The organism is Stenotrophomonas sp. Marseille-Q5258 (assembly GCF_946900935.1).
Lineage (GTDB): Bacteria > Pseudomonadota > Gammaproteobacteria > Xanthomonadales > Xanthomonadaceae > Stenotrophomonas > Stenotrophomonas nematodicola.
In genome coordinates this window covers 41849-65898 of record NZ_CAMPPN010000019.1, presented here as the reverse complement: position 1 = coordinate 65898, position 24050 = coordinate 41849, and the positions used below count along the sequence as shown (strand labels likewise).

Annotated in this window: 20 protein-coding genes; 10 read left to right on the top strand and 10 right to left on the bottom strand. The window is 69.2% G+C overall.

What is annotated here, in order from left to right:
• Nucleotides 1-57 precede the first annotated feature (57 nt).
• Together OC534_RS13920 and OC534_RS13915 are read left to right on the top strand one after the other, a co-directional pair.
• Nucleotides 58-1230, top strand: coding sequence for a class I SAM-dependent rRNA methyltransferase (locus OC534_RS13920; RefSeq protein WP_017356972.1), 1173 nt, complete (start codon nt 58-60; stop codon nt 1228-1230).
• 129 nt (nt 1231-1359) lie between these two features.
• Nucleotides 1360-2604 carry a dipeptidase gene (locus tag OC534_RS13915; protein ID WP_262071992.1) on the top strand — a complete coding sequence of 415 codons (1245 nt, stop codon included), beginning with the start codon at nt 1360-1362 and terminating at the stop codon, nt 2602-2604.
• Between the two features lie 589 nt (nt 2605-3193).
• Here OC534_RS13915 and OC534_RS13910 read toward each other — a convergent pair.
• Together OC534_RS13910 and OC534_RS13905 are read right to left on the bottom strand one after the other, a co-directional pair.
• Nucleotides 3194-4606, bottom strand: a complete 1413-nt coding sequence (locus OC534_RS13910) for an amino acid permease (protein ID WP_017355178.1) — start codon at nt 4604-4606, stop codon at nt 3194-3196.
• A 182-nt stretch (nt 4607-4788) separates the two neighbouring features.
• Nucleotides 4789-5784, bottom strand: a complete 996-nt coding sequence (locus OC534_RS13905) for an aldo/keto reductase (protein ID WP_017355179.1) — start codon at nt 5782-5784, stop codon at nt 4789-4791.
• 120 nt (nt 5785-5904) lie between these two features.
• On the opposite strand from OC534_RS13905, the gene OC534_RS13900 reads away from it, so the two are divergent.
• Nucleotides 5905-6807 (top strand): LysR family transcriptional regulator, encoded by a 903-nt coding sequence (locus OC534_RS13900; protein WP_262071991.1) that lies wholly within the window; start codon nt 5905-5907, stop codon nt 6805-6807.
• Nucleotides 6808-6819: 12 nt separating this feature from the next.
• Here the strand turns inward: OC534_RS13900 and OC534_RS13895 are convergent, their stop codons facing one another.
• The 3 genes from OC534_RS13895 to OC534_RS13885 form a co-directional block, all read right to left on the bottom strand.
• Entirely contained in the window at nt 6820-7185 is a 366-nt protein-coding gene (locus tag OC534_RS13895; RefSeq protein ID WP_262071990.1) for a hypothetical protein, read from the bottom strand.
• Nucleotides 7186-7374: 189 nt separating this feature from the next.
• Entirely contained in the window at nt 7375-8001 is a 627-nt protein-coding gene (leuE, locus tag OC534_RS13890) for a leucine efflux protein LeuE (protein WP_017355182.1), read from the bottom strand.
• Between the two features lie 60 nt (nt 8002-8061).
• Complete coding sequence (locus tag OC534_RS13885; RefSeq protein ID WP_316044085.1) at nt 8062-8985, bottom strand: LysR substrate-binding domain-containing protein; 924 nt, start codon at nt 8983-8985, stop codon at nt 8062-8064.
• A 92-nt stretch (nt 8986-9077) separates the two neighbouring features.
• Here OC534_RS13885 and OC534_RS13880 point away from each other — a divergent pair, with 92 nt between their 5' ends.
• The 6 genes from OC534_RS13880 (at nt 9078) to OC534_RS13855 (ending at nt 13863) form a co-directional block, all read left to right on the top strand.
• Nucleotides 9078-10085 (top strand): zinc-binding alcohol dehydrogenase family protein, encoded by a 1008-nt coding sequence (locus OC534_RS13880; RefSeq protein WP_136006829.1) that lies wholly within the window; start codon nt 9078-9080, stop codon nt 10083-10085.
• A 35-nt stretch (nt 10086-10120) separates the two neighbouring features.
• Nucleotides 10121-10774, top strand: coding sequence for an oxygen-insensitive NAD(P)H nitroreductase (gene nfsB, locus OC534_RS13875; RefSeq protein ID WP_262071988.1), 654 nt, complete (start codon nt 10121-10123; stop codon nt 10772-10774).
• A gap of 91 nt (nt 10775-10865) precedes the next feature.
• On the top strand, nt 10866-12449 hold the full coding sequence (rmuC, locus tag OC534_RS13870) for a DNA recombination protein RmuC (protein WP_017355186.1): 1584 nt from the start codon (nt 10866-10868) through the stop codon (nt 12447-12449).
• Nucleotides 12450-12460: 11 nt separating this feature from the next.
• A complete protein-coding gene (locus tag OC534_RS13865) occupies nt 12461-12844 on the top strand; it encodes a hypothetical protein (RefSeq protein WP_136006830.1) in 384 nt (127 codons plus the stop codon).
• A gap of 55 nt (nt 12845-12899) precedes the next feature.
• Nucleotides 12900-13460 carry a glutathione peroxidase gene (locus tag OC534_RS13860; RefSeq protein WP_017355188.1) on the top strand — a complete coding sequence of 187 codons (561 nt, stop codon included), beginning with the start codon at nt 12900-12902 and terminating at the stop codon, nt 13458-13460.
• A gap of 112 nt (nt 13461-13572) precedes the next feature.
• Entirely contained in the window at nt 13573-13863 is a 291-nt protein-coding gene (locus tag OC534_RS13855) for a hypothetical protein (protein ID WP_017355189.1), read from the top strand.
• Here OC534_RS13855 and OC534_RS13850 read toward each other — a convergent pair.
• The 4 genes from OC534_RS13850 to OC534_RS13835 are packed head-to-tail and all read right to left on the bottom strand — an operon-like array spanning nt 13856 to nt 16061.
• On the bottom strand, nt 13856-14407 hold the full coding sequence (locus OC534_RS13850) for a GNAT family N-acetyltransferase (protein WP_262071987.1): 552 nt from the start codon (nt 14405-14407) through the stop codon (nt 13856-13858). The genes OC534_RS13855 and OC534_RS13850 overlap by 8 nt on opposite strands.
• A complete protein-coding gene (locus OC534_RS13845) occupies nt 14404-14937 on the bottom strand; it encodes a tail fiber protein (RefSeq protein ID WP_153165521.1) in 534 nt (177 codons plus the stop codon). The genes OC534_RS13850 and OC534_RS13845 overlap by 4 nt, the downstream gene beginning before the upstream one ends.
• A gap of 32 nt (nt 14938-14969) precedes the next feature.
• Nucleotides 14970-15500, bottom strand: coding sequence for a tail fiber protein (locus tag OC534_RS13840; protein WP_017355192.1), 531 nt, complete (start codon nt 15498-15500; stop codon nt 14970-14972).
• A gap of 21 nt (nt 15501-15521) precedes the next feature.
• Entirely contained in the window at nt 15522-16061 is a 540-nt protein-coding gene (locus OC534_RS13835) for a tail fiber protein (RefSeq protein ID WP_136006839.1), read from the bottom strand.
• Between the two features lie 291 nt (nt 16062-16352).
• On the opposite strand from OC534_RS13835, the gene OC534_RS13830 reads away from it, so the two are divergent.
• Nucleotides 16353-22988, top strand: a complete 6636-nt coding sequence (locus tag OC534_RS13830) for a putative Ig domain-containing protein (protein ID WP_262071986.1) — start codon at nt 16353-16355, stop codon at nt 22986-22988.
• A 45-nt stretch (nt 22989-23033) separates the two neighbouring features.
• On the opposite strand, the gene OC534_RS13825 is transcribed toward OC534_RS13830, so the two are convergent.
• Nucleotides 23034-24050: a VacJ family lipoprotein gene (locus OC534_RS13825; RefSeq protein WP_136006845.1), complete on the bottom strand. Its 1017-nt coding sequence runs from the start codon at nt 24048-24050 to the stop codon at nt 23034-23036.

Here is a 24050-nt window from a genome sequence, read left to right as displayed (position 1 = left end):
GCCGGCGTCAAATCGCCGGCCTGCCGGGCCGGGGCGGCGCCCGTTTACAATAGGCCGATGAACAATGCCCCCGCCCCCGTAGTCCGCCTCAAGAACGCCTGGCGCTCCAGCCACCCGTGGATCTTCCAGAAACTGGTCGAAAAGCCTGCCGTCCGGCCCAAGCCCGGTGCCATCGTCGATGTGGTCGGCGTGGATGGGGAGTGGATCGGCCGGGGGTTCTACAACGGTCATTCGCGCATTGCCGTGCGTATCCTGGAAACCGATCAGCGCATCCCGGTGGACGCTGGCTGGTTCTCGCGCAAGATCGCCCAGGCGGTGTCGCTGCGTCGTGACGTGCTCAAGCTGGATGATGTCTCCAACGCCTGGCGCGTGGTGCACAGCGAAGGCGATGGCCTGTCCGGCCTGGTGGTGGACCGCTATGGCGACCTGGTGGTGGTGGAGTTCTTCGCCGCCGGCATGTTCCGCCACCGCGAATGGATCTACGAGGCGCTGCGCGAGCAGTTCCCGGGCTGCCGCTTCCACAGCTTCGCCGACGAACACGTGCAGAAGCAGGAGAGCTTCGACTTCCACGGCAACACCACCACCGAAGCGTCGGTGATCACCGAGTACGGGGTGAAGTTCCGTGCCGATCCGGCCGGGGCGCACAAGACCGGGTTCTTCGCCGACCAGCGCGAGAACCGCGAGTGGCTGAGCCGGCAGGTGGAAGGCAAATCCGTGCTGGACCTGTGCTGCAACACCGGCGGCTTTGCGGTATATGCCGCGGTGCGCGGCGCGTCCGAGGTGGTCGGCATCGACATCGACGAGGATGTGATCGACATCGCCAAGGGCAACTCGCGCCTCAACAATGTGCGCCCGAAGTTCGTGCAGTCCGACATCTTCCCGTGGCTGCGCGATGCGGCCAACCGCGGTGAGCAGTACGACGTGGTGATCCTGGACCCGGCCAAGATGACCCGTGACCGCGACCAGGTGATCACCGCCCTGAAGAAGTACCTGGACATGAACAAGCTGGCGCTGGGTGTGGTCAAGCCCGGTGGCCTGTTCGCCACGTTCTCGTGCACCGGCCTGGTGGCCGAGGACCAGTTCCTGGACATGCTGCGCCGCGCGGCCTTCTATTCCGGCCGCACCATCCAGATCCTCAAGGTAGCTGGCGCCGGTCCCGACCATCCGTTCATGGCCCACGTGCAGGAATCGCGCTACCTCAAGGCCGTGTTCTGCCGCGTCCTCGACTGACGCAGGGCCGGCGGCAGGTCGGCTCTTTGGGCACCACCGGGGATTGCAGGTGCCGGCCAGCGGCCGGCACTACCGTTCCCTGTGCCTGCGGCGCTATGGTCTGACGCTTCCCGAATGTTGAGAGGCGTCATGACGTTGCGCAGTCTGTCCCTGCTGGTGTCGCTGGCGTTGTGCACGCCGTTGGCCGCCCACGCGATCGAGTTCACTCCGCAGGAACTGGCCCGGGCCTCGGCGCTGCAGCGCACGCTGCTGACGCTGGACAGCCACCTGGATACGCCGGCCAACTTCCACCGCGAGGGCTTCGACATCGCCCAGCGCCATGACCACAACGCGTTGTCGCAGGTGGATTACCCGCGCATGGTCGAAGGTGGGCTGGATGGCGGTTTCTGGGCGATCTACACCGACCAGGGCGACCGCAGTGCGGCCGCTCACCAGCAGGACCGCGACGCCGGTCTGCTGCGGTTGATGGAGATCCGCGAAATGCTCGCCGCACAGCCGGAGACCTTCCAGCTCGCGCTGACCGCTGCCGATGCCGCCAGGATCAAGGCGGCCGGCAAGCGCGTGGTCTACATCAGCATGGAGAACGGCAGCCCGCTGGTGGATGACCCGACGCTGCTCGGTTTCTATCACCGTGCCGGGCTGCGCCTGCTCAGCACGGTGCACTTCGCCAACAACGAGTTCGCCGATTCGGCCACCGATCCCAAGGGCGCCGAGTGGAAGGGGTTGAGTCCGGCCGGCAAGGCGCTGGTCGACGAGGCGGTGCGGCTGGGCATCGTGATCGATCAGTCGCATGCCTCCGACGCGGTGTTCGACGACCTGATCGAGCGCATGCCGGTGCCGTTCGTGCTGTCGCACAGCTCGGCCAAGGCGATCTACGACCACCCGCGCAACCTGGACGATGCGCGTCTGAAGCGTCTGGCCAAGGCCGGCGGCGTGATCCAGGTCAACGCCTACAGCGGGTATCTGATCGACATCGGCAAGAACGAACCCCGCGCGCTGGCCGAGAAGACCGCGATCGACCAATGGGGGGGCTACGATGCCCTGAGCATGGCGCAGGGCGTCAAGCTGGCCCAGGTCCAGGCCGAACTGGACCGCCTGCATCCGGTGCGCAAGGCCACGCTTGACGACTTCTTCGCCCACTTCGAGCACATCCTGACGGTGGTCGGCCCCGATCACGTGGGCATCGGCCTGGACTGGGATGGCGGTGGCGGCCTGGCCGATCTGCAGGACGTGAGCGAACTGCCGAAGATCACCGCGTGGCTGCTGCGCAAGGGCTACACCCGGCAGCAGATCGCCGCCATCTGGGGCGGCAACCTGCTGCGCGTGATGCAGCAGGCGCAGGACCACGCCACCGCACTGGCCGCAGCCCCGTAGAGCCGGGTTCTACCCGGCTTGGTACCGGCGCCGATGGTCTCACGGTCAGGCACAAGCAGCCCGCCGTAGAGCCGGGTTCTACCCGGCTTGGTTCCGGCGCCGGTGGTCTCACGGTCAGGCGAAAGCAGCCCGCCGTAGAGCCGGGTTCTACCCGGCTTGGTTCCGGCGCCGATGGTCTCACGGTCAGGCACAAGCAGCCGGGCAGAGCCCGGCTCTACGGGTGGCTTGGTTCCGGCGCCGCGGACCTCATCGGCAGGCAAAAGCAGCCCCGCCGTAGAGCCGGGTTCTACCCGGCTTGGTTCCGCAGCCGATGGTCTCACGGTCCGGCACAAGCAGCCGGGCAGAGCCCGGCTCTACGGGTGGCTTGGCTCCGGCGCCGTGGACCTCATCGGCAGGCAAAAGCAGCCCGTCGTAGAGCCGGGTTCTACCCGGCTTGGTACCGGCGCCGGTGGGCTCACGGTCAGGCACAAGCAGCCCGCCGTAGAGCCGGGTTCTACCCGGCTTGGTTCCGGAGCAGGTGGGCTCACGGTCAGGCACAAGCAGCCGGGCAGCGCCCGGCGCTACGGGATGTGGGCACGCCGTTTGCCTGTCAGGCGTTGCCCAGTACTGCGTTGCGGCGGCCGTAGGCGAAGTAGGCGATCAGGCCCAGGATGTTCCAGCCCAGGAAGTACAGCTGGGTGGTGGTCGGCAGGCTGAAGAACAGGTACACGCAGCCGATCACCGCCAGCGGGCCGACGACCCAGGCCAGCGGCGTGCGGAACTTGCGCTCGCGGTTGGGCTCGCGTGCGCGCAGTACCACCAGGCACAGGCCGACGGCGGTGAAGGCGGCGAGCGTGCCGGCGTTGGCCAGCGCGGCGATCTCGTCCAGGCGGGCCACACCGGCCAGCGCAGCCACGAGCACCGCGGTGAACAGCGTGGTGGCGATCGGGGTGCCGGTGCGCGCGCTGACCTTGGACAGGCCGCGCGGCAGCAGGCCGTCGCGCGACATGACAAAGAAGATGCGGCTCTGCCCGTACAGGAAGGCCAGCAGCACGGTCGGCAGGGCGATCACCGCCGCCGCGCCGATCCACTTGGCCGCGCCCGGGCTGCCCAGCTCACGCAGGATCAGCGCCAACGGCTCGGCGCTCTGGCCGAAGATGGTGTAGCTCATCGCACCGACGGCGGCGAGCGCGACCAGCACGTAGATGATGGTGCAGCCGACCATCGAACCGATGATGCCGATCGCCAGGTCACGGTCGGGCTTCTTGGTTTCCTCGGCGGCAGTGGAAATCGCATCGAAGCCGTAGAAGGCAAAGAAGATGATCGCCGCCGCCGCCATCACGCCGCGCTCGACGCCGCCTTCGCCGACCGACTTGGCGAAGCCGAACGGCATGAACGGGTCCATGTGGCTGGTGTCGAAGTGCGGCAGCGCGATCGCCACGAACACGGTCAGCGCAATGATCTTGACCACCACCAGGACCGCGTTGAGGGTCGCGCTCTCCTTGGTGCCGGCCATCAGCATGCCGGCCACGACGAAGGTGATCAGCACCGCCGGCAGGTTGATGAAGCCTCCCTCCACATGCGGGCCGGCGGTCAGCATCAGCGGCAGATCAATGCCCCAGCCGTGCAGGAAGCCGACCGCGTAGCCGGACCACCCCACCGCTACCGTACTCACCACCAGCGAGTACTCCAGGATCAGGCTCCAGCCCACCACCCAGGCCACCATTTCGCCGAGGGCGGCGTAGCTGTAGGTGTAGGCGCTGCCGGCGGCCGGCATCATCGTGGCCAGTTCGGCATAGGACAGCGCCGCGCAGGCGCACACCGCGCCGGCGATGGCGAAGGAGATCAGTACGGCCGGGCCGGCCAGGTTGGCGCCCACGCCGATCAGCGTGTAGATGCCGGTGCCGACGATGGCGCCGATGCCCAGCGCGATCAGGTGCGGCCAGCTCAGGGTGGGGATCAGTCGCCTGCCGGCTTCATGAACGGTGACGGTGTCTAGGGACTTGCGCCGGAGCAACGACATGGGGCCTCGCGGTGGGTGACTGTTAACGACAAGTCTGCGAGTTTTACCGAACGCGGTGCAGCATTACTACTGCCAAGCGTCCCCCGGTCCGTGCATGAGCACATGACTGGGGGAAGCTTGACGAAACCGGCACAAAGCACCGCGCCCTGGGGGCTGGCGCGGGCAGGGCCGGACGAACGCGCTCAGCGATCCAGCGTGGCCATTGCCGCGGCGGCATAGCGCGGGCCGGCAGCGGCATCGGGCGGGAAGATCGCATCGATGCGGGCGAGGTCGTCCGCGCCCAGCTGCACCTGCAGCGCGCCGAGGTTTTCCTCCAGGTAGGCGAGCCGCTTGGTGCCCGGGATCGGCACCAGGTCCTGGCCCTGTGCCAGTACCCACGCCAGCGCCAGTTGCCCCGGGGTGATGCCTTTGGCGCTGGCCATCGCGGTGACCGCGTCGACCAGGGCCAGGTTGCGCGCGAAGTTGTCGCCCTGGAAGCGTGGCGACTGGCGGCGGTAGTCGTCGGCGTCGACGTCGGCCGGGCTGCGGATCGCGCCGGTCAGGAAGCCACGGCCCAGCGGCGAGTAGGGCACGAAGCCGATGCCCAGGTCGCGGACGGTCTGCAGTACGCCGTTGTGCTCCGGATCGCGCGACCACAGCGAGTACTCGGTCTGCACGGCGGTGATCGGGTGGACCGCATGTGCGCGGCGGATCGTGGCCGCCGCGGCTTCGGACAGGCCGAGGAAGCGCACCTTGCCCTGTTCGACCAGCCGCGCCATCGCGCCCACGGTGTCCTCGATCGGCACGGTGCCGTCCACGCGGTGCTGGTAGTACAGATCGATGTGGTCCACGCCCAGCCGCGCCAGGCTGGCCTCGCAGGCGGCGATCACGTACTCGGGGCGGCCATCCACGCTGCGCGCCCGGGTGTCGGTGGGCTCCAGTTTGATGCCGAACTTGGTGGCCAGAAACACCTGGTCGCGACGATCGGCAATGGCCTTGCCGACCAGCACTTCGTTGGTGTGCGGGCCGTACATGTCGGCGGTGTCGAGCAGGGTCACGCCGCGCTCCAGCGCGCGGTGGATCACCGCGGTCGCGTCGGCATCGCTGCCACGGCCGCCGTAGAAGGCGCTCATGCCCATGCAGCCCAGGCCGAGTGCGGAAACAGTGGGGCCGTGGCGGCCAAGGGAACGGGTCTGCATGGGAATGCTCCGGAAGCGGGGGAAGGGCGGCGCCTGCACGCGCCGGACCCACAGCATCCTCCGCTGTACCATGTGGATAAACCGGTGTTCGCCACATCGACCTTGAAGTCAGGCTTCACAATGTCCTCCCAGCCGCCGTTGTCTGCCGTGGTCGCGTTCGCCCGCGTGGCCCACCATGCCAGCTTCACCCGTGCAGCCGACGACCTGGGCATCTCGCCCTCGGCGCTGTCGCAGACCGTGCGCGCGCTGGAAGCCCGCATGGGCGTGCGTCTGCTGCACCGGACCACCCGCCGGGTCGGCCTGACCGAGCACGGTGCGCGCTTCCTGGCGCGGGTGCGCGACGGCTTGGCGCAGATCGACGCGGCGTTCGAGGACCTGGACAGCGTGCGCGACGTGCCGGCCGGAAAGCTGCGCATCAACGTGCCGCGGATCGCGGCGGAACTGCTGGTGCTGCCGCACCTGCCCGCATTCATGGCGCGCTATCCGCAGGTGGAGGTGGAATTGTTCGTGGAGCCGGCGCTGGTCGACCTGGTCGCCGGCGGCTTCGATGCCGGCATCCGGCTGGGCGAATGCCTGGCGCGGGACATGATCGCGGTGCCGATCGGTCCGCTGGAGCGGCAGGTGGTGGTGGCCACGCCGGGCTACTTCGCCGCCCACGGCACGCCGGACACGCCGGCCGATCTGGTCGGGCATGCGTGCATCGTGCACCGGCGCAGCAACGGCCGTCTGATGGCCTGGGAATTCAGCCACGCCGGCCGCGACTTCGAGGTGGAGGTGAGTGGCCGGCTGGTGTTCAACGATGCGGCGTTGATCCACGCCGCCGTGCGCGCCGGCCTCGGCATGGGGCAGGCGTTCGACGCCGTGGTGGCCAGCGATGTCGCCGAGGGCCGGTTGCAGGCGGTGCTGCAGGACTGGCAGCCGCCGTTCGCCGGATTCCACCTGTACTACCCGGCGCGCGAACAGATGGCGCCGAAACTGCGGGTGTTCATCGACCACCTGCGCCAGGCCCGACGCACCGACTGAGCGCGCTGCGCATCAGCCCGATGCCTCGGCGGCGGTAACCATCAGCAGGCGCAGCCACTCGTCGTCGCGCGGCAGCCCATGCGGAACGATCACCTGGGCATCGCCCGGGAAGCGCTTGCAGCGGAGTACGCCGTGCTCGTCGAACATCCGCCAGCCCTGCGCGGCATCCTCGGCGTCGCGGATGCGCCGGTGCAGCGCCTGCGCCAGGCTGGCCTGGCAGTCGAAACGGCAGGCGCGCAGGTCGATCCGGTCCAGCGGCTGCAGGTCCGCCAGGATGCGGCAGACGGCAGGATGGGCCAGATCGATACGGCCGGTGTCCATGCCGAGAAGGCGCTCGTCATGCCCGGCCAGGTGCTGCACGAAGTACACGGGAGGCATCGGTTACTCGCGTGGGGCGCGCGGCCGCAACGCAGCGGCCGTGGGGCGATGGCGCCGATTGGACACCCCGTGAGGGGGGTGGGGGAATCTCAAGTTATTGATTGAAGTGCAGCGTCTGGATGACCGTGACTATTTCCCAGCGCAGGCAGCACCGCCCAGGCGACGCGCATCGGCCCACGTGGCGGGGCGTCAGCCGCTGACGCCGAGGCGCACGCCAAATCCGATCAGGAAGATACCGGCGACGCGTTTCAGCAAAAGTCCTATGCGGGGATGCTGAAGAATCCGACGGCGCAACAGGTTGCCCACTCCGATCAGCACCGAGCAGTAGGCCAGTCCCATGACGAAGATGATCACCGCCATGCTCGCGAACGTCATCACGCCCTGGTGGCGCGTCGGGTCGATGAACAACGGCAGGAATGCCATGTAGAAGATGATCGCCTTGGGGTTGAGCAGGTTGATCAGCAGCGCCTGCCGGAAGTAGTGCCCCGGCCGCAGGCGGATGCCGCCTTCCTCGCCTGCCGGCCGTGGACGCCGCAGCAGGCCGATGCCGACCCAGACCAGATAGGCCGCGCCGAGATACTGCACCGCGTGGAACACCAGTGGGTTGGCCTTGAGCAGCGCGGCCACGCCGGCCACTGCCAGCCACATCAGGATCTGGTCGCCGAGCAGCAGGCCGAACAGGGCGGTGTAGCCGCCGCGGGCGCCGCCGCGCCCGGTGGCGGTCAGCAGGGTGAACGTCCCCGGGCCGGGCAGCGCCAGGAACACCAGCACGGCAGCAACGAAGGTCCACAGATCCTGGATGCCCATCCACGGCATGGCGGCGACTCGACAACGGGGGAGCGCCATTGTCCGGCACCGCTGCGGTTCCCGATAGCGTCAGCCCGCCGGCTGCGGCAGATCCTCCAGCAGGGGCTGCAGGCGGCGCTCGAACAGCGCGTGCAGCTGCCGGATCGCCGGCGAGAACTGCTTGCGATGCGGGCACACCAGGTTCAATGGCAGGCTGTCGCCGGCGCCATCGAGCAGCACCTGCAGGCGCCCGGCGCGCACGTCCTCGCGGAGATCCAGCCACGACTTGAACACGATGCCTTCGCCGGCCACGGCCCAGCGCCGCACCACGTCGGCATCGTCGCAGATCATGTTGCTCCGCACCGGCACCACCACCCGGCGGCCGTCCGCCTCGAAGTTCCAGCGGTCGTAGGCACGGCCGGCGAGCTGGTAGAGCAGGCAGTGATGGTCCTTGAGCGCCTCCAGGCTGGTGGGCGTGCCGTGCCGGGCCAGGTAGCCGGGTGCGGCCGCCAGCACCCGGCGGTTGCCGGGCAGCAGCGGCAGCGCCACGTAGCTGGCGTCATCGAAGCGACCAAGGCGGAAGGCGATGTCGACCGGATCGCGGAACACGTCGGCGACCTGGTCGGACAACCGCAGCCGCAGCTGCAGCTTGGGATGCGTGGCGCGGAACTCGGTCAACCACGGCAGCAGCAGGTGGCGGCCCAGGTCCGACGGCGCGGCCACCTGCAGTACCCCGCGAAGTTCGGCATCCTCGCCGCGCACCCGTGCCTGGCCTTCGCTCAGGGTGGCCAGCACATCCTGGGCGTAGGGCAGGTAAAGCGCGCCTTCGGCGGTCAGGCGCAGGCTGCGGGTGGAGCGCACGAACAGCCGCAGATCCAGTTCGCGTTCCAGCCGCGCCACCGCCGCGGCAACCTGGCCGGGCAGCAGGTCGGCTTCGCGCGCTGCATTGGAGAAGCTGCCCAGTGCCGCGGTGCGGACGAACAGGGCCAGGTCGTCAACACGGACCATTTTCATTCCAGGAGTGAAAGTGCTGAACGATTTTGCGCCTTTTCCGGCGCGCCGGTGAAGCGCACGCTGTGCGCCTCTTTCCAACGGACCGCGCTTCGATGAAAGCCGTCGCCTACACCCAACATGGCCTGCCGATCAGCGACCCGCGCGCGCTGGTGGACATCACCCTGCCGCTGCCCGAGCCGGGGCCGCGCGATCTGCGCGTGCAGGTCCGTGCGATCTCGGTCAACCCGGTCGATACCAAGGTACGCAACGGCGTGGCCGTGGACGGGCCGCGGGTGCTCGGCTGGGACGCGGTCGGCATCGTCGACGCGGTCGGCAGCGAGGTCCGCCTGTTCCAGCCCGGCGACGCGGTCTTCTATGCCGGGGCGATCGGCCGGGCCGGCAGCAATGCCGAGTACCAGCTGGTGGACGAGCGCATCGTCGGCCGCAAGCCGGCCAGCCTGGACGATGCCGCCGCCGCGGCGCTGCCCCTGACCGCGATCACCGCCTGGGAGCTGCTGTTCGACCGCCTGCGCATCGCCGAGGGCGATGGCGAGGGCCAGACCCTGCTGGTGGTCGGCGCGGCCGGTGGCGTGGGCTCGATCCTGGTGCAGCTGGCGCGCCAGCTGACCCGGCTCACGGTGATCGGCACCGCCTCGCGACCGGATACCCAGGACTGGGTATATGCACTGGGCGCGCACCATGTGATCGACCACACCCAGCCGCTGACCGAGGGCCTGGCGCGACTGGGCATCGCGGCGGTGGACCATGTGGCCAGCCTCACCCATACCGACCAGCACTACGACCAGATCGTGGCCGCGCTGGCGCCGCAGGGCCAGCTGGCCCTGATCGACGACCCCGGCCAACTGGATGTGATGGCGCTCAAGCGCAAGAGCCTGTCGCTGCACTGGGAGTCGATGTTCACCCGGTCCAGCTTCACCACGCCCGATCTGGAGCGCCAGCATGCGCTGCTCGACCGCGTGGCCGACCTGGTGGATGCCGGCGTGCTGCGCACCACCCTCGGTGAGCACTACGGCCGCATCAATGCCGCCAACCTGCGCCGTGCCCATGCCCTGATCGAGAGCCACCGCGCGCGCGGCAAGCTGGTCCTCGAAGGCTTCTGACCCCCCTTACCGACCCTGTACCGGACCCTGTTCCCATGACCCTCGCTTCTGTTGCCCTTCGCCGGCACACCACCAAGGCCTACGACCCCACCCGCACGCTGCCGCCGGCGGTGCTGGAAGACCTGCTCGAGGTGCTGCACCACGCGCCGTCGTCGGTGAACGCGCAGCCGTGGCACTTCCTTGTGGCGGGCAGCGCCGAGGCGCGCGCCCGCATCGCGCGCGCCACCCAGCCCAACCAGCCGTACAACACCGCCAAGATCACCGATGCCTCGCACGTGATCGTGTTCGCCACGCGCACCGCCATTGACGATGCGTACCTGGCGCAGGTGATCGAGCAGGAAGCCGCCGATGGCCGCTACCCGACGCCGCAGGCGCGCGAGGGCCAGCGCGGCGCGCTGCACCACTACGTGGACCTGCACCGCCACACGCTGGGCGATGTGCAGCACTGGATGCAGAAGCAGACCTACCTGGCGGTGGGCACGCTGCTGCTGGCGGCGGGGGTGCACGGCATCGACGCCACGCCGATGGAAGGGTTCGATGCGGCCGTGCTGTATGCCGAGCTCGGCCTGGCCGAACGCGGTCTGACCAGTGTGGTGCTGGTGGCGCTGGGATACGGCAGCGAGGCCAACTTCAACGCCCACCTGCCGAAGTCGCGGCTGCCCCGCGACCAGGTGATCACCCACCTGTAACCCGGCTGCGCCTGCGGTGACGGCTGCGGCCCGGTTCGCCGGGTCCGCAGCGGCGCAGCCATTGAGACCGGCACGGCCTACACTTGCCGGCATGCAAACCGAATTCCTTCTGCTTGGCGGCCTGCTGTGCGCCGTCCTCATCCTGCAGCTGATCCTCCTGCTGCGGCGTTCCCAGCACGGCGGCCTGGAGCAGGCCCTGCGCGATGAAGCCCGGGTCGGGCGTGGCGAGCTGCGCGAGCAGCTCGAAGGGCTGGGCCGGCAACAGGATGCGCGGCTGGAGAGCTTCGCCCGCGCGCTGACCGATCTATCCACCCGCACCGACCAGCGCCTGGACCTGCTGCGCGACGCGCTGGGCGAAGACGCGCGCAAGGCGCGCGAGGAACATGGCCTGGCCCAGCAGCGCACCGGCGATCTGCTGGCGCAGCGGCTGCACGACGTGCGCCTGCAGCTGGAAGCGTTCGGCCAGCAGCAGCAGGCGCGCATCGACGCGTTCGGCCAGCAGTTGCTGGAGCTGACCACGCGCACCGATGGGCACATGGCCGCGCTGCGCCAGACCCTGGCCGAGGACGCGCGCAAGGGCCGTGAGGAGAACGTACAGTCGCAGCAGCGCCTCGGCGACACCCTGGGCCAGCGCCTGCAGGACATGACCCAGCGCAACGAACAGCGCATCGGCGAAATGCGTGCCACCCTGGAGCAACAGCTCAGGAGCCTGCAGACCGACAATGCCGAGAAGCTCGACCAGATGCGCGTGACCGTGGACGAGAAACTGCAGACCACGCTCGAAGCGCGCCTGGGCGCATCGTTCCAGCTGGTCTCCGACCGGCTCGAGCAGGTCCAGCGCGGGCTGGGCGAGATGCAGCAGCTGGCCACCGGCGTCGGCGATCTCAAGCGCGTGCTGACCAACGTCAAGAACCGCGGCAGCTGGGGCGAAGTGCAGCTGGACAACATCCTCGAGCAGACCCTCACCCAGGAGCAGTACGCGCGTGGGGTGAAGGTGCGTCCGGACAGCGGTGAGATGGTCGACATCGCCGTGCGCCTGCCCGGCCGTGGTCATGAGGACACCCCGGTGTGGCTGCCGATCGACTCCAAGTTCCCGCGTGAGGACTACGAGCGCCTGCTTGATGCCCAGGAGCAGGGCGATGCCGAGGGCGTGCGCGTGCAGGGCGCGCAGCTGGAACGCGCGATCCGGGTCCAGGCCAGGTCGATCTGCGACAAGTACATCGTGCCGCCGCACACCACCGACTTCGCGGTGATGTTCCTGCCCACCGAAGGGCTGTATGCGGAGGTGATCCGCCGCCCGGGCCTGGTGGACCTGCTGCAGCGCGAGCACCGCGTGGTGGTGGCCGGGCCGACCACGGTCACCGCGCTGCTCAACAGCCTGCAGATGGGCTTCCGCACGCTGGCCATCGAACAGCGCTCCAGCGAGGTGTGGAGCCTGCTGGGCGCGGTGAAGAGCGAGTTCGGCAAGTTCGCCGGCATCCTGGAAAAGGCCGAAAAGCAGATCAGTACGGTCGGGCGCAGCCTGGGCGAAGCCAGCCGCAAGACCCGCACCATCGAACGGCGACTGCGCGGCGTGGAATCGCTGGGCAGCGAGCAGACCGACCTGCTGCTGGCCGATGCGGCCGGTGATGACGACGACACCGGCGTGGACGACACCACGTCGGCACCGACATGAGGAATGCGCCGATGCGCAGTGTGTTGATGATGTTCCTGCTGTGGGTGCTGGCCGGGTGCAGCAGTGCGCCACATGCCACCGGTTCCGGCGTGCCTGCGGCCAGCGTGGAGACCGCCGCGACGACCGCCCAGCGTGCCGAATGCGAGGCCGCCGGCGGTGACGCCAGACCGCTCGGCCGCCTGCAGCATGTCCACTGCGTGGTGCCCTATGCCGATGCCGGCAAGGCCTGCGGCGGCAAGGCCGACTGCAACGGCCAGTGCCTTGCCCCGGAGGGCGCCGGGCTGGTGGCCGGTGCCACCGCGCGCGGTGTCTGCCAGCGCGACATCAGCCAGAACTTCGGCTGCCACCAGCGCATCGACAACGGCGTGGCACAGGGCACGATCTGCGTCGACTGACCCGTCGCCGGCACGGGTATGCTGTGCCGCCAACCTGCCATTGCAAGGATCTCCCGTGAGCCAGACCGTCTACGACATTCCCGTCACCACCATCGAAGGCCAGCCGTCCTCGCTGGCCGATTACCGCGGCAAGGTGCTGCTGGTGGTCAATGTCGCCTCCAAGTGCGGCCTGACCCCGCAGTACGAAGGCCTGCAGGCGCTGTATGCCGAGAAGCAGCCGGCCGGCCTGGAAGTGCTGGGTTTCCCGGCCAACAATTTCCTGGCCCAAGAGCCGGGCAGCGAGTCGGAAATCCAGCAGTTCTGCCAGCTGGAATACAACGTCGGCTTCCCGCTGTTTGCCAAGATCAGCGTCGCCGGTGATGACATCCACCCGCTGTACCAGCAGCTCACCGCCGCCCAGCCGGCTGCCACGGGCGAAGGCCCGATGCGCGAGAAGCTGCAGGGTGCCGTGGCCAAGTACCCGGATCTGGTGGTCAATCCGGCGCCGGCCGTGCTGTGGAACTTCGAGAAGTTCCTGATCGGCCGCGACGGCCAGGTCATCGCGCGCTTCGCCCCGGATGTGCCGGCCGATGACGCCCGTCTGGTGGCGGCGATCGACGCTGCGCTGGCCGCGTGATGCCCCTGCGTGCAGGCGCACCACGCGCCTGCACGCACCTTGCGCGCGGCACGCGCAGCAACGAGGATGATCGCCGCCGCGACGCGCGCGGTGTGCCGACAGGGGACAGGGCATGGAACTGCTGACGCTGGAACATTTTGCAGGCTGCGTGGATGAAACGTTCGCCGTGGACCTGCAGGGCATGCAGGTGGACTTCGTGCTGGTCGAGGCGCGGCCGCTGAAACACGCACGCCCCGATGCGCTGCGCGTGCCGTTCTCGCTGCTGTTCCGCAATGCGGCCCCGATCGTGTTCCCGCAACAGATCTTCGCGATGCGCCATGCGCGCGTGGGCGAGGTGGGCATCTTCCTGGTTCCGATCGCGCAGGAGCGCGCCGGCTTTCTTTACCAGGCCGTGTTCAACTGAGGCCGGACCAGCGCATCGCCACATGGGTCTGCTGGCCTGAATCGCCGCCGGCAACGAAGCCCAGCCGTTCGTAGAGTCGGCGTGCCGCCGGATTGTGGACCTGCACATGCAGGCGCAAGCCGCGTCCCCGCGTCGCCGCGGCCTGCTGCAGCCGCCGGATCAGCGCCGTGCCCAGCCCGCGCCCACGCCAGGCCGGCAACAGGCTGATGTCCACCAGCAGATCATCCTCACCGCATTCGTCGAGATACACGCGGCCCACGGCCTGCCCGTCGACGTCGATGGCCAGATAGTGCGCCTGCGGGTACTGGCCCAGGTAGTGCTGGTGCTGAGCCACGAACTGCTGGGCCAGAAACTGCTGCTTGACCGTCTCCGGCCAAGGCACGGGCTGCAGTTCCTGCGCGCGGGTGGTGGCGTACAGCGCCACCAGCCACGGCAGGTCGGCGCGGCCCAGCGCGCGCCAGGCCCACGTCGTGTCGCCGGCGACGCCGGCCAGTGCAGGGCGCCGTTCCGGCGGGAACGGCGCCAGGGTGTCCGCCTGGATCATTCGAAGTAGGGGAACTGGCCTTCAAGGGCGATGCAGAAATTGACCGCCAGGTACGGCTGCCGGTTCTCATGTGCGCCACCGCCGCCGCTGGGCGCCAGCATGTTGGGCGCCATTGACGTATTCGGCGGCGCACTGCTGAAGGACTTGATGGCGTTTGAGCCAGGCATCGACAGCGCGCCGTTGGCGACCGGCGTCGCCACGCGCTTCGCCGCGGCCTGCGCGTAAGCGACCAGGTCATGCGTGTGGGCGGGCAGCTCGTTGAGCGTCAGGCTGACGCCGGCGACGCCGAACGCCTCGCCCATGTCGCGCTGGGTCAGCCCGGGGCCGCTGCCCTGCGAGGTGGCCGCGCGGGTGGTCAGGTTGGGCAGTTGGAACGTGTTCTGCCCATCGCCGCCGAAGCGGGTGCCGATCAGGGAGTACAGGGCCGGATTCTGCCGGAGCGGTACCATCGCACCGTTGCAGAAGGCCCAGCCACTGGGGTTGTAGGGGAATCCGAACATCTGGATTTCGCCGAGGAAGCAATCGCTCATGGTGTGATCTCTGCGCCTTGCGAAGGAGGAAGTCAGCTCTGCGTCGGGTAGATGCCGAGGGTGGCGATGAAGTACTGCACGGTGAGGGTGGGCATGCAGTTCTCATGCGGCAGGTTGCCGCCTGCAGCGGTCACCGACGCTGGCGCCAGTGTCATTGCCAAGCCGCCGGTGGTATCGCTGACGTAATAGGTTTCGCCGCTGACAGAGCCGGGTACCACGGAGGGCGAGGGCAGGTCGGCGGTGGCGGCTGCGGTGGTCAACGACAACGCATGGGTATGCGCGGGCATCTGCGCCTGGGTCAGAGTGACCTGCTCGGCGCCGCCCACCTGGCCGATGGAACGGGGCGTGAGACCGACACCGGTTCCCTGATGGAGGGGCAGGCGGCCACGCAGGTCGGGCAGGGCGAAGTTGGTGGAACCGTTGCCGCCGTAAGTGGTGCCCAGCAGCGTGTACAGCACTTCATTGTCCGCGATGGACAGGACGCGGCCATCGCAGGGCAGCCATCCGGCAGGAACGCGGTTGAATCCGAACATGCGGATTTCGCCGACAAAAGGCGTGGTCATCGGTGCGTGCTCCTGGAAAGATCAGCTGCGCGGCGGATAGATGCCCGCCTGCGCGCAGATGAAGAAGTTGATGACCGCGAACGGCTGCATGTTCGTGTGCGGCTGGGTGCTGCCGGCCAAGCCCACCGTTTCCGGGGCCTGCGCAACCCGCGTGTTGCCTGGCGCGGCATACAGCTTGGGGCCGGTACCGGTGCCGGCATAGACGCCGCCGGTCGGATTGCGGACGGTACCGGGGGCGTTCACACCAAGGACCGGGTGCGAATGGGCCGGCATCTGGGTCGAGAGCAGGGTGATGTTCTCCGCGCCGCCGCTATTGCCGGCCTGGAGAGGTTGCGGTTGCCAGGTGGCATCGACGGAAGGACCTGCCGACACCGGCACCCGGCCGCGAAGATCCGGCAGGCCGAAGGTCGTGCGTCCATCTCCCCCGTACTGGACGCCAAGCAGCGAGAACAGGGCCTGATTGGTCGAGATCGGCAGCAGCTGGCCGTTGCAGGGCAAAAAGGACCTCGGTGCAAAATTGAAGCCGGCCATGACAATCTGGCCCAGATAGTATTCGCCCATCTATTCCCCCTTGGATGGTGAGCGCGCGGCGCCGGACTGGCGCCCGCGTACTCTGAACGCCATTCAGGTTGTTCACAAGTCCCTGCCGTTGCAGCGATGCGACCGTACGTTGCACCTATCTTCCACGCCGGGAGTCTGTTCCAATGGCGCCAACGGGGGAGGCGTGGATGGCCTACCGCTGGCAGCGCCGGGGATCGGCAGGGGATTGGGTTCTCCGGAAGCACGCCAGTTGGGACGCGCACCTCGATGTTGTTCCGCATCCAGGTGGGATTCTTCTAAGGGGGAAGAGTCATGTCGTTCCTTTCCGGTACCGCGCGTTCCGCGCGTCTGCTCGCCTTCGTCTCGTTGCTGTCCTGTCTGGCGCTGTTCTGGCCCGGCGCGGCGCGCGCGGCCCATACCTCGCTGCTGTGCGGACCGCAGACGGTCCATGTGCCCAGCGGCGGCAGCGTGGCAATCAACGTCACCGCGTGTGCAGGCGGCAACATCTTCCTGGCCGGCGACGGCGTCGTGGACGGGCCGCTCCTGCCACAGCGCGGCAGCGCCATCCTGCGCGTCGATGATCCCAACTGGTATGTGGACTACAGCCACAACGGCGTCAACACCACCGGCGATGTTTTCGAGTTCTCCGACACGGCCAACCGCACGGTGCGGGTGACGATGATCGTCGACCCGCCGGCCTCGTCGATCGTGGTCAGCCCGGCCACCCTCGACACGATGACCGCCGGCACGGCGTTTGCGCAGACCCTCAGCGCCACCGGCGGTACGTCGCCGTACACCTACACCACCAACACCGCGCAGCTCCCGCCAGGGATCACCCTCTCCAGCGCCGGGCTGCTGTCGGGTACCCCGTCCGCACGCGGTGCCTTCAGTTTCACCGTGCGTGCCACCGACAACACGGGCGCCGTGGTCGACAAGGCGTACGCGTTGACGGTGCAGAACCCCAGCCTGTCGCTCAGCCCGAGCTCGGCCACCGCCGTGCAGAACGTCCCGTTCTCGCTGACGCTGGGCGGCCAGGGCGGCGTGGCGCCGTACATCATCGCGCTGGAAAGCGGTTCCCTGCCCACCGGCATTTCGCTGGCCGGCGGCGTGCTGTCCGGCACGCCGACCGGTGCCGTACAGGGATACCCCGTGACCTTCCGGGTCACCGACAGCAGTGCCGGTGCCGCGCCTTACTACGAACTGGAGAGCTTCACCTTGACGGTCAGTTCGGCGCCGTCGGTCAGCATCGCCGTGGCACCGTCCAGCGTGCTCGAGGACAGCGGCCTGCCGCTGGTCTACACCGTCACGCGCAGCGCCAGCCTGCCCACGCCGACCACGGTGACTCTGGCCACCTCCGGCACGGCGACCAGCGGTGACTACACCGGTGCGGTACCGAGCGTGGTCATTCCGGCCAACGCCACCAGTGCCACGGTCAGCATCACTCCGGTGGCCGATACCGCAGTGGAGGCCAATGAAACGGTGATCGTGACCGTGGCGGCCGGTGCCGGCTACACCGTGGGCGCGCCGGCGTCCGCGACCGGGACCATCCTCAACGACGACCTGCCCGTTGCGAGCATTGCCGTCTCGCCCGCCTCGGTGGATGAAGACAGCGGCACGCCGCTGGTCTACACCGTCACCCTGGACCGCCCCAATCCGGTTCCCCTCACGGTGCCGATTTCGGTGGGCGGCACGGGTACGTTCGGCGTGGACTACACCGGTGTCGTGGCAGCGGTGGCGATCGCCGCCGGCAGCACCACCGGCACGCTCACGTTGTTCCCCATCGCCGACAGCGTGGCGGAATCCAACAAGACCGTCGTGGTCACTCTGCTGCCGAGCGCCGGTTACACGATCGGCACGCCGGGCAGCGCCACCGGCACCATCCGCGATGATGACCTGCCGGTGCTGCGCGTCAACGACGTCACCGCCACGGAAGGAGACAGCGGGGCCAGCGCCTTCATCTTCACTGTGTCGCTGGACGTACCCGCAGGCCCGGGCGGGGTGACGTTCGACATCGCCACCGCCGATGGCACCGCCACGGCCGGCTCGGACTACGTGGCGCGCAGCCTGGTCGGCCAGACCATTCCGGCCGGCGCCCAGAGCTACACCTTCGCCGTGCAGGTCAACGGCGACACGCTCTATGAGCTCAACGAGAGCTTCACGGTGAATGTGAGCAACGTCGTGGGCGCGACCGTCGCCGATGCGCAGGGCGTGGGCACGATCGTCAACGACGATCCGATGCCGACGGTGTCCATCGCCGATCTCGCCCTCAACGAAGGCAACAGCGGCTCCACCCCCGCACTGCTGACCGTTACGTTGTCGGCTCCCAGCTCGCGGCCGGTCGCGGTCCAGTACGCCTCCGCCGACGGAACCGCCACGGCGTCCAGCGACTACACGGCCGTGAGCGGCATCCTGGTCTTCCCGGCCGGGACCACCACGATGTCGATCAGTGTCCAGATCCACGGCGATACCACCGTGGAGCTGGATGAGACCTTCCAGGTGAACCTGAGCAATCCGGTCAACGCCGTCCTTGGCGACGCGTCGGCCGTGGTGACCATCCTCAACGACGACCAGCCGGTGGTGCTCTCGCCCGGCAGCCTGCCGATGCCGACGGCGGGCGTTCCCTACGCGCAGGCGGTCTCGGCCAGCGGGGGTACCGCGCCGTACTCCTACGCCATCATCGCCGGCAGCCTGCCGCCCGGCATCAATCTCAACACCGCTTCGGGGGCCCTCAGCGGCACGCCCACCACCGTGGGCAGCTACGCATTCCAGGTACGTGCCACCGACAACAGCGCGGTACCGAATTCCAGCATGCAGCCCTACACGCTGCTCGTCGCCGCGCCCACGTTGACGCTGCCGGGCGCCGCCCTGCCGCAGGCGATCCGAGGCCAGTCGTTCACCAGCGACCGCGGCCCAGTCGATGGCGGCAACGGGCCGTACACCTTCAGCGCCATCGGCGTGCTGCCGCCGGGACTGAGCCTGAGCCCGACCGGTGTGCTCAGCGGCACGCCGACCCTGGCGGGCAGCCATACCTTCACCGTCAGCGCGCAGGACAGCACGCTCGGGCTTGGTGCGCCGTACCGCGTCAGCGAGACCCTCACGCTGACCGTGGCAGAACCGGTGCCGCTTGCTGGCAACGTCACGCTGCTGACCAGCTACAACGCCCCGGCCATCCCGGTGAACCTGGCGCTGTCCGGTGGTGCGGCCACCACGGTGACGGTGGCCACGGCCCCGCTGCACGGCACGGCGGTGATCATCAATGCCGGCGTGATCTCCTACCAGCCGACGACCGGTTACGCCGGCCCGGACAGCTTCACCTACACGGCCACCGGCCCGGGCGGCACCTCCACGCCGGGTACCGTCGACATCACGGTGGGCAACCCCGTCATCTCCGTCACTGCCAGCGGCAGTCTGGCTGCCGAGGCCGGCACGCCGTACAGCCAGACGTTCACCTGGACCGGTGGCGCGTTGCCGTATGGCAGCCACCAGGTGGCCAACCTGCCGGATGGCCTGTCGATTACCGCCACCAGCGCCAACAGCGTGACCGTCAGCGGCACACCGACCCGCTCGGGCAGCTTCTCCCTGGTGACCAGCGCCACGGACAGCAGCACCGGCGCGGGCCCGTTCACCGTGGACGGCACCTTCACCCTGGTGGTGGGCAGCCCGGTGCTGTCGGCCACGCCGGCCGTCCTGCCTGCCGGCACCGCCGGCAGCGCCTACCAGCAGACGATCGCGGCCACCGGCGGCATCGCGCCGTACCAGGTGGCGCTGAGCGGCACGCTGCCGGCCGGCCTCAGCTTCAACGCCGCCACCGGCACCCTGTCCGGCACGCCGACCCAGTCGGGCAGCTTCGCGCTCACGGCCACCCTCACCGACAGCACGGCCGGCACCCCGGCCAGCCTGGTGCAGAGCTATACCCTGGTGGTGGCCAGCCCGACCCTGTCGGCCACGCCCGTCGCGCTCCCCGCCGGCACCGCCGGCAGCGCCTACCAGCAGACGATCACGGCCACCGGCGGCATCGCGCCGTACCAGGTGGCGCTGAGCGGCACATTGCCGGCCGGCCTCAGCTTCAACGCCGCCACCGGCACGTTGTCCGGCACGCCGACCCAGTCGGGCAGCTTCGCGCTCACCGCGACCGTCACCGACAGCACCAGCGGTACGCCAGCCAGTGTTGCCCAGGGCTACACCCTGGTGGTGGCCAGTCCGACGTTGTCGGCCACCCCGGCCGCGTTGCCGACCGGTACCGCCGGCAGTGCCTACCAGCAGGCGATCACGGCCACCGGCGGCATCGCGCCGTACCAGGTCACGCTGAGCGGCATGCTGCCGACCGGCGTCACCTTCGATGCGGCCACCGGCACGCTGTCGGGCACGCCGCTGCAGTCGGGCACCTTTGCCCTGACGGCGACGATCACCGACAGCACCGGCGGCACCCCGGCCAGCACCACCCAGGCCTACAGTCTGGTGGTGGCCAGCCCGGTGCTGGTGGCCACGCCGTCGGCGCTCGCCGGTGGCACCGCGGGAACCCCATACCAGCAGGCGATCACCGCGACCGGTGGCATCGCGCCCTACCAGGTGGCATTGAGCGGCACGCTGCCGACCGGCGTCAGCTTCGATGCCGCTACCGGCATGGTGTCGGGCACGCCGCTGCAGTCGGGCACCTTCGCCCTGACGGTGACGATCACCGACAGTACCGGCGGCACCCCGGCCAGCGTCACCCAGCCCTACAGCCTGGTCGTGGCCAGCCCGGTGCTGGCGACCCCGCTGACGGCCCTGCCGGGCGGCACCGCCGGCAGCGTCTACCAGCAGGCATTCACTGCCACCGGCGGCATCGCGCCGTACCACGTGGCGCTCTCCGGTGCGCTGCCGGCCGGCCTGTCGTTTGATGCCGGCACCGGCACGCTGTCCGGCACGCCGACCCAGTCGGGGACGTTCGCGCTGACGGTCACCATCACCGACAGCACGGGCGGCACCCCGGCCAGCCTCACCCAGCCCTACAGCCTGGTGGTGGCCAGCCCGGTGCTGGTGGCGACGCCGGCGGCACTGGCGGCTGCCACGGCAGGCACGCCCTACCAGCAGGTGTTCTCTGCCACGGGCGGCATCGCGCCGTACCGCGTGGTGCTGTCCGGCGCCCTGCCGGCCGGCCTGTCGTTCGATGCCGGTACCGGTACGCTGTCCGGTACACCGACCCAGTCGGGCAGCTTCGCGCTGACCGCCACGGTCACCGACAGCACCGGTGGCACCCCGGCCAGCCTGGTACAGGTCTACACGCTGACCGTGGCCGCGCCTGCCCTGTCGTTGAGTCCGGTTGCCGGCGCGCTGCCGGCGTCCACCGCCGGCAGCAGCTACACGCTGGCCTTCACCACCCAGGGCGGGCTCGCGCCTTACCGCTACACGCTCGCCACCGGTGCACTGCCGACGGGCCTGGTGCTCGACGCGGCCACTGGCCGGGTCGCCGGCACACCGAGCGTGGCGGGCAGCTTCGCCTTCAGCGTGACCGTCACCGACGCCACCGCCGGCGGTGCCGGCTCGCTCACCCAGGCCTACACGCTGAGCGTGTCGGCACCGGCGCTCGTGCTCACCCCGGCCTCGCTGCCGGCCGGGCTGTTCGGCAACCGTTACGAGCAGGGCCTGACCGCCACCGGGGGTACCGCACCGTACCGCTATGCGGTGAGTGCCGGTGCGTTGCCGGAAGGGATGACGCTGGAGGCTGCCGGACTGCTGGCAGGCACGCCGACCGCAGCGGGCGCGTTCGCGTTCACCATCACCGCCACCGATGCGCTGGGCTTCACCGGCAGCCAGAACTACGTTGTGCAGATCGCCCAGCGTCCCGATCCGACCCGCGATCCGGAAGTGCGGGGTCTGCTGACGGCCCAGCGCGATGCGGCACGCCGGTTCGCGCACTCGCAGATCGAGAACTTCCAGCAGCGCATGCAACGCCTGCACGGCGCCAGCGGCAGCAACGGGTTCAGCAACAGTCTGAGCCTGTCCTACGCACCGCGCCGCTGCGAGCCGATGGTGGGCAACGTGCCGGGGCCGGACTGCGACGCGCAGCGCCGCCAGCCGTTCGACCGCGAGACCGGGCTGGAGCAGCCGGCATCCCGCGTCGATACCGGCTCGCAGGCTCCGTTGGGGCTGTGGGTGGGCGGCACCCTGCGCTCCGGCCGCAGCGAGGGCGGCCAGCGTGCCGGTACCGACTTCGAGACCGATGGCGTCACCGTCGGTAGCGACCTGCGGATCAGCGAAGCCTTCGCCGTCGGCGCCGGGCTCGGCTACGGCCGCGATCGCAGCGACGTCGGCGAAAGCGGCAGCCGCAGCGATGGCCAGGCCTACAGCATGGCGGTGTACGCCAGCTACAGCCCGGGCCGCAGCCTGTTCGTGGACGCCCTGCTGGGCCACCAGCTGCTGGACTACAGCCTGCGCCGCTACGTGACCGGCGACGGCGGCTTCGTGCATGCACGTCGCAACGGCAGCCAGTGGTTCGGTTCGCTCGCCTTCGGTGCCGATCTGGCCCGTGGCAACTGGCAGTTCACCCCGTACGCCCGCCTGGATGCATCGCAGGGCTCGCTGGACCGCTACGTGGAGCAGGGCAACGACCTGTTCGCGCTGCGCTACGGCGACCAGGACGTGGACGCCACCACCGGCAATGCCGGCCTGCGCGTGGAAATGCGCCAGACCGCCACATGGGGTGCATGGACACCGCAGCTGCGCGTGGAATACCAGCACGACTTCAGCGGCAGTGGCCTGGCCACCCTGCAGTACGCCGATCTGGTCGACGTGCCGTTCTACCGCACCCCGCTGGACGGGTTCGACCGCAGCCGCTGGATGCTGGGTGCCGGGGTGATGTTCGACGTCGGCCGCACCTGGGGTCTGCGCGTGGACTACCGCGGGTTGGTGGGCAGTGGCAACGACCGCGACCACGGCGTGCAGATCAGCCTGGACAAGGAGCTGTAAGGAGTACAAAAAAAAACCCCGCCAAGGCGGGGTTTTTTACTTTCTTCAGTTGCTCCAGTCCGGCATCGGCATCGCATCGACCGGGATCGGGGCGGTGTCGTCGGCATCCTTGCCGCGCGCGTGCTTGCCGCGCAGGTCGTTCTCGATCTGGTAGTTGCGGCGCTGCAGCCAGGCATCCCGGGTCAGGGCGTACTCGTCCACCGCGTTGTCGCGGATGTCGTCCAGCGCCATCAGCTGCGAGCGCATGTCCACCAGCTGCAGACCCTGCAGGCCGATGCGGACCTTGTCCTCTTCGATCGTACGGATCGGCGAGAGCGGGATGTCGCCGGCCAGGCCGAACACATCGCGCACGGTACGCGGCCCGAAGAAGGGCAGCTCCACGTAGCGCGACCGGCGCCAGCCCCAGGCACCCAGGGTCTGGCCGAAGTCTTCGCTGCGACGCGGCACCAGCGCCTTGCTGGCCGGATCGAACAGGCCACCGATACCCAGCGTGGTGTTCATCAGGAAGCGGCCCAGGGTGTCCCACGCATCGTCCGCGCGCCCCTGCAGCAGCTGGTTGGTCATGGTGACCGGTGCACGCAGGTTGCTGAAGAAGTTGGTCACGCCGGTACGGGCGAAGCGCGGCACCACCTTGGTGTAGGCCGTGGCCAGCGGCCGGGCGACCGCGCGGTCGACCACGTTGTTGAAGCTGTGCACGCGGCGGTTGAACGGTTCCCACGGATCGTACGGCGCGCTGGCCGCCAAGGTGCCATCGGCGCTCGGCGCCGGGCCGCCGTACAGCGCGGCGAAGTCGTCTTCGGCATCGGTCGGGGCCGTGCCGCCCGCGCTGGCCGGCGACGTGCCGTCGGCTCCGGACTGCGCTGGATCCCCGACGGCATCGGCCGGCACCGGCGCCGGCACTTCGGATTGCGGCAGGGCGTCGGCGGGTGCGTCGAGCGCTGCATCGGCGGCGGTCGGTGTCACCGGCACGCTGGTCGGCGCACTGTCGCGCGCGGGCTTGCCGGCACACGCGGTCAGCGCCGTGGCGAGCACAAGGAGGGGAAGGGTGCGTAGGACGTTCAT

Coding starts and splice junctions, on each gene's coding strand:
- OC534_RS13920 (WP_017356972.1), top strand. CDS start 58: ATGAACAATGCCCCCGCCCCCGTAGTCCGCCTCAAGAACGCCTGGCGC.
- OC534_RS13915 (WP_262071992.1), top strand. CDS start 1,360: ATGACGTTGCGCAGTCTGTCCCTGCTGGTGTCGCTGGCGTTGTGCACG.
- OC534_RS13910 (WP_017355178.1), bottom strand. CDS start 4,606: ATGTCGTTGCTCCGGCGCAAGTCCCTAGACACCGTCACCGTTCATGAA.
- OC534_RS13905 (WP_017355179.1), bottom strand. CDS start 5,784: ATGCAGACCCGTTCCCTTGGCCGCCACGGCCCCACTGTTTCCGCACTC.
- OC534_RS13900 (WP_262071991.1), top strand. CDS start 5,905: ATGTCCTCCCAGCCGCCGTTGTCTGCCGTGGTCGCGTTCGCCCGCGTG.
- OC534_RS13895 (WP_262071990.1), bottom strand. CDS start 7,185: ATGCCTCCCGTGTACTTCGTGCAGCACCTGGCCGGGCATGACGAGCGC.
- leuE (WP_017355182.1), bottom strand. CDS start 8,001: ATGCCGTGGATGGGCATCCAGGATCTGTGGACCTTCGTTGCTGCCGTG.
- OC534_RS13885 (WP_316044085.1), bottom strand. CDS start 8,985: ATGAAAATGGTCCGTGTTGACGACCTGGCCCTGTTCGTCCGCACCGCG.
- OC534_RS13880 (WP_136006829.1), top strand. CDS start 9,078: ATGAAAGCCGTCGCCTACACCCAACATGGCCTGCCGATCAGCGACCCG.
- nfsB (WP_262071988.1), top strand. CDS start 10,121: ATGACCCTCGCTTCTGTTGCCCTTCGCCGGCACACCACCAAGGCCTAC.
- rmuC (WP_017355186.1), top strand. CDS start 10,866: ATGCAAACCGAATTCCTTCTGCTTGGCGGCCTGCTGTGCGCCGTCCTC.
- OC534_RS13865 (WP_136006830.1), top strand. CDS start 12,461: ATGCGCAGTGTGTTGATGATGTTCCTGCTGTGGGTGCTGGCCGGGTGC.
- OC534_RS13855 (WP_017355189.1), top strand. CDS start 13,573: ATGGAACTGCTGACGCTGGAACATTTTGCAGGCTGCGTGGATGAAACG.
- OC534_RS13850 (WP_262071987.1), bottom strand. CDS start 14,407: ATGATCCAGGCGGACACCCTGGCGCCGTTCCCGCCGGAACGGCGCCCT.
- OC534_RS13845 (WP_153165521.1), bottom strand. CDS start 14,937: ATGAGCGATTGCTTCCTCGGCGAAATCCAGATGTTCGGATTCCCCTAC.
- OC534_RS13840 (WP_017355192.1), bottom strand. CDS start 15,500: ATGACCACGCCTTTTGTCGGCGAAATCCGCATGTTCGGATTCAACCGC.
- OC534_RS13835 (WP_136006839.1), bottom strand. CDS start 16,061: ATGGGCGAATACTATCTGGGCCAGATTGTCATGGCCGGCTTCAATTTT.
- OC534_RS13830 (WP_262071986.1), top strand. CDS start 16,353: ATGTCGTTCCTTTCCGGTACCGCGCGTTCCGCGCGTCTGCTCGCCTTC.
- OC534_RS13825 (WP_136006845.1), bottom strand. CDS start 24,050: ATGAACGTCCTACGCACCCTTCCCCTCCTTGTGCTCGCCACGGCGCTG.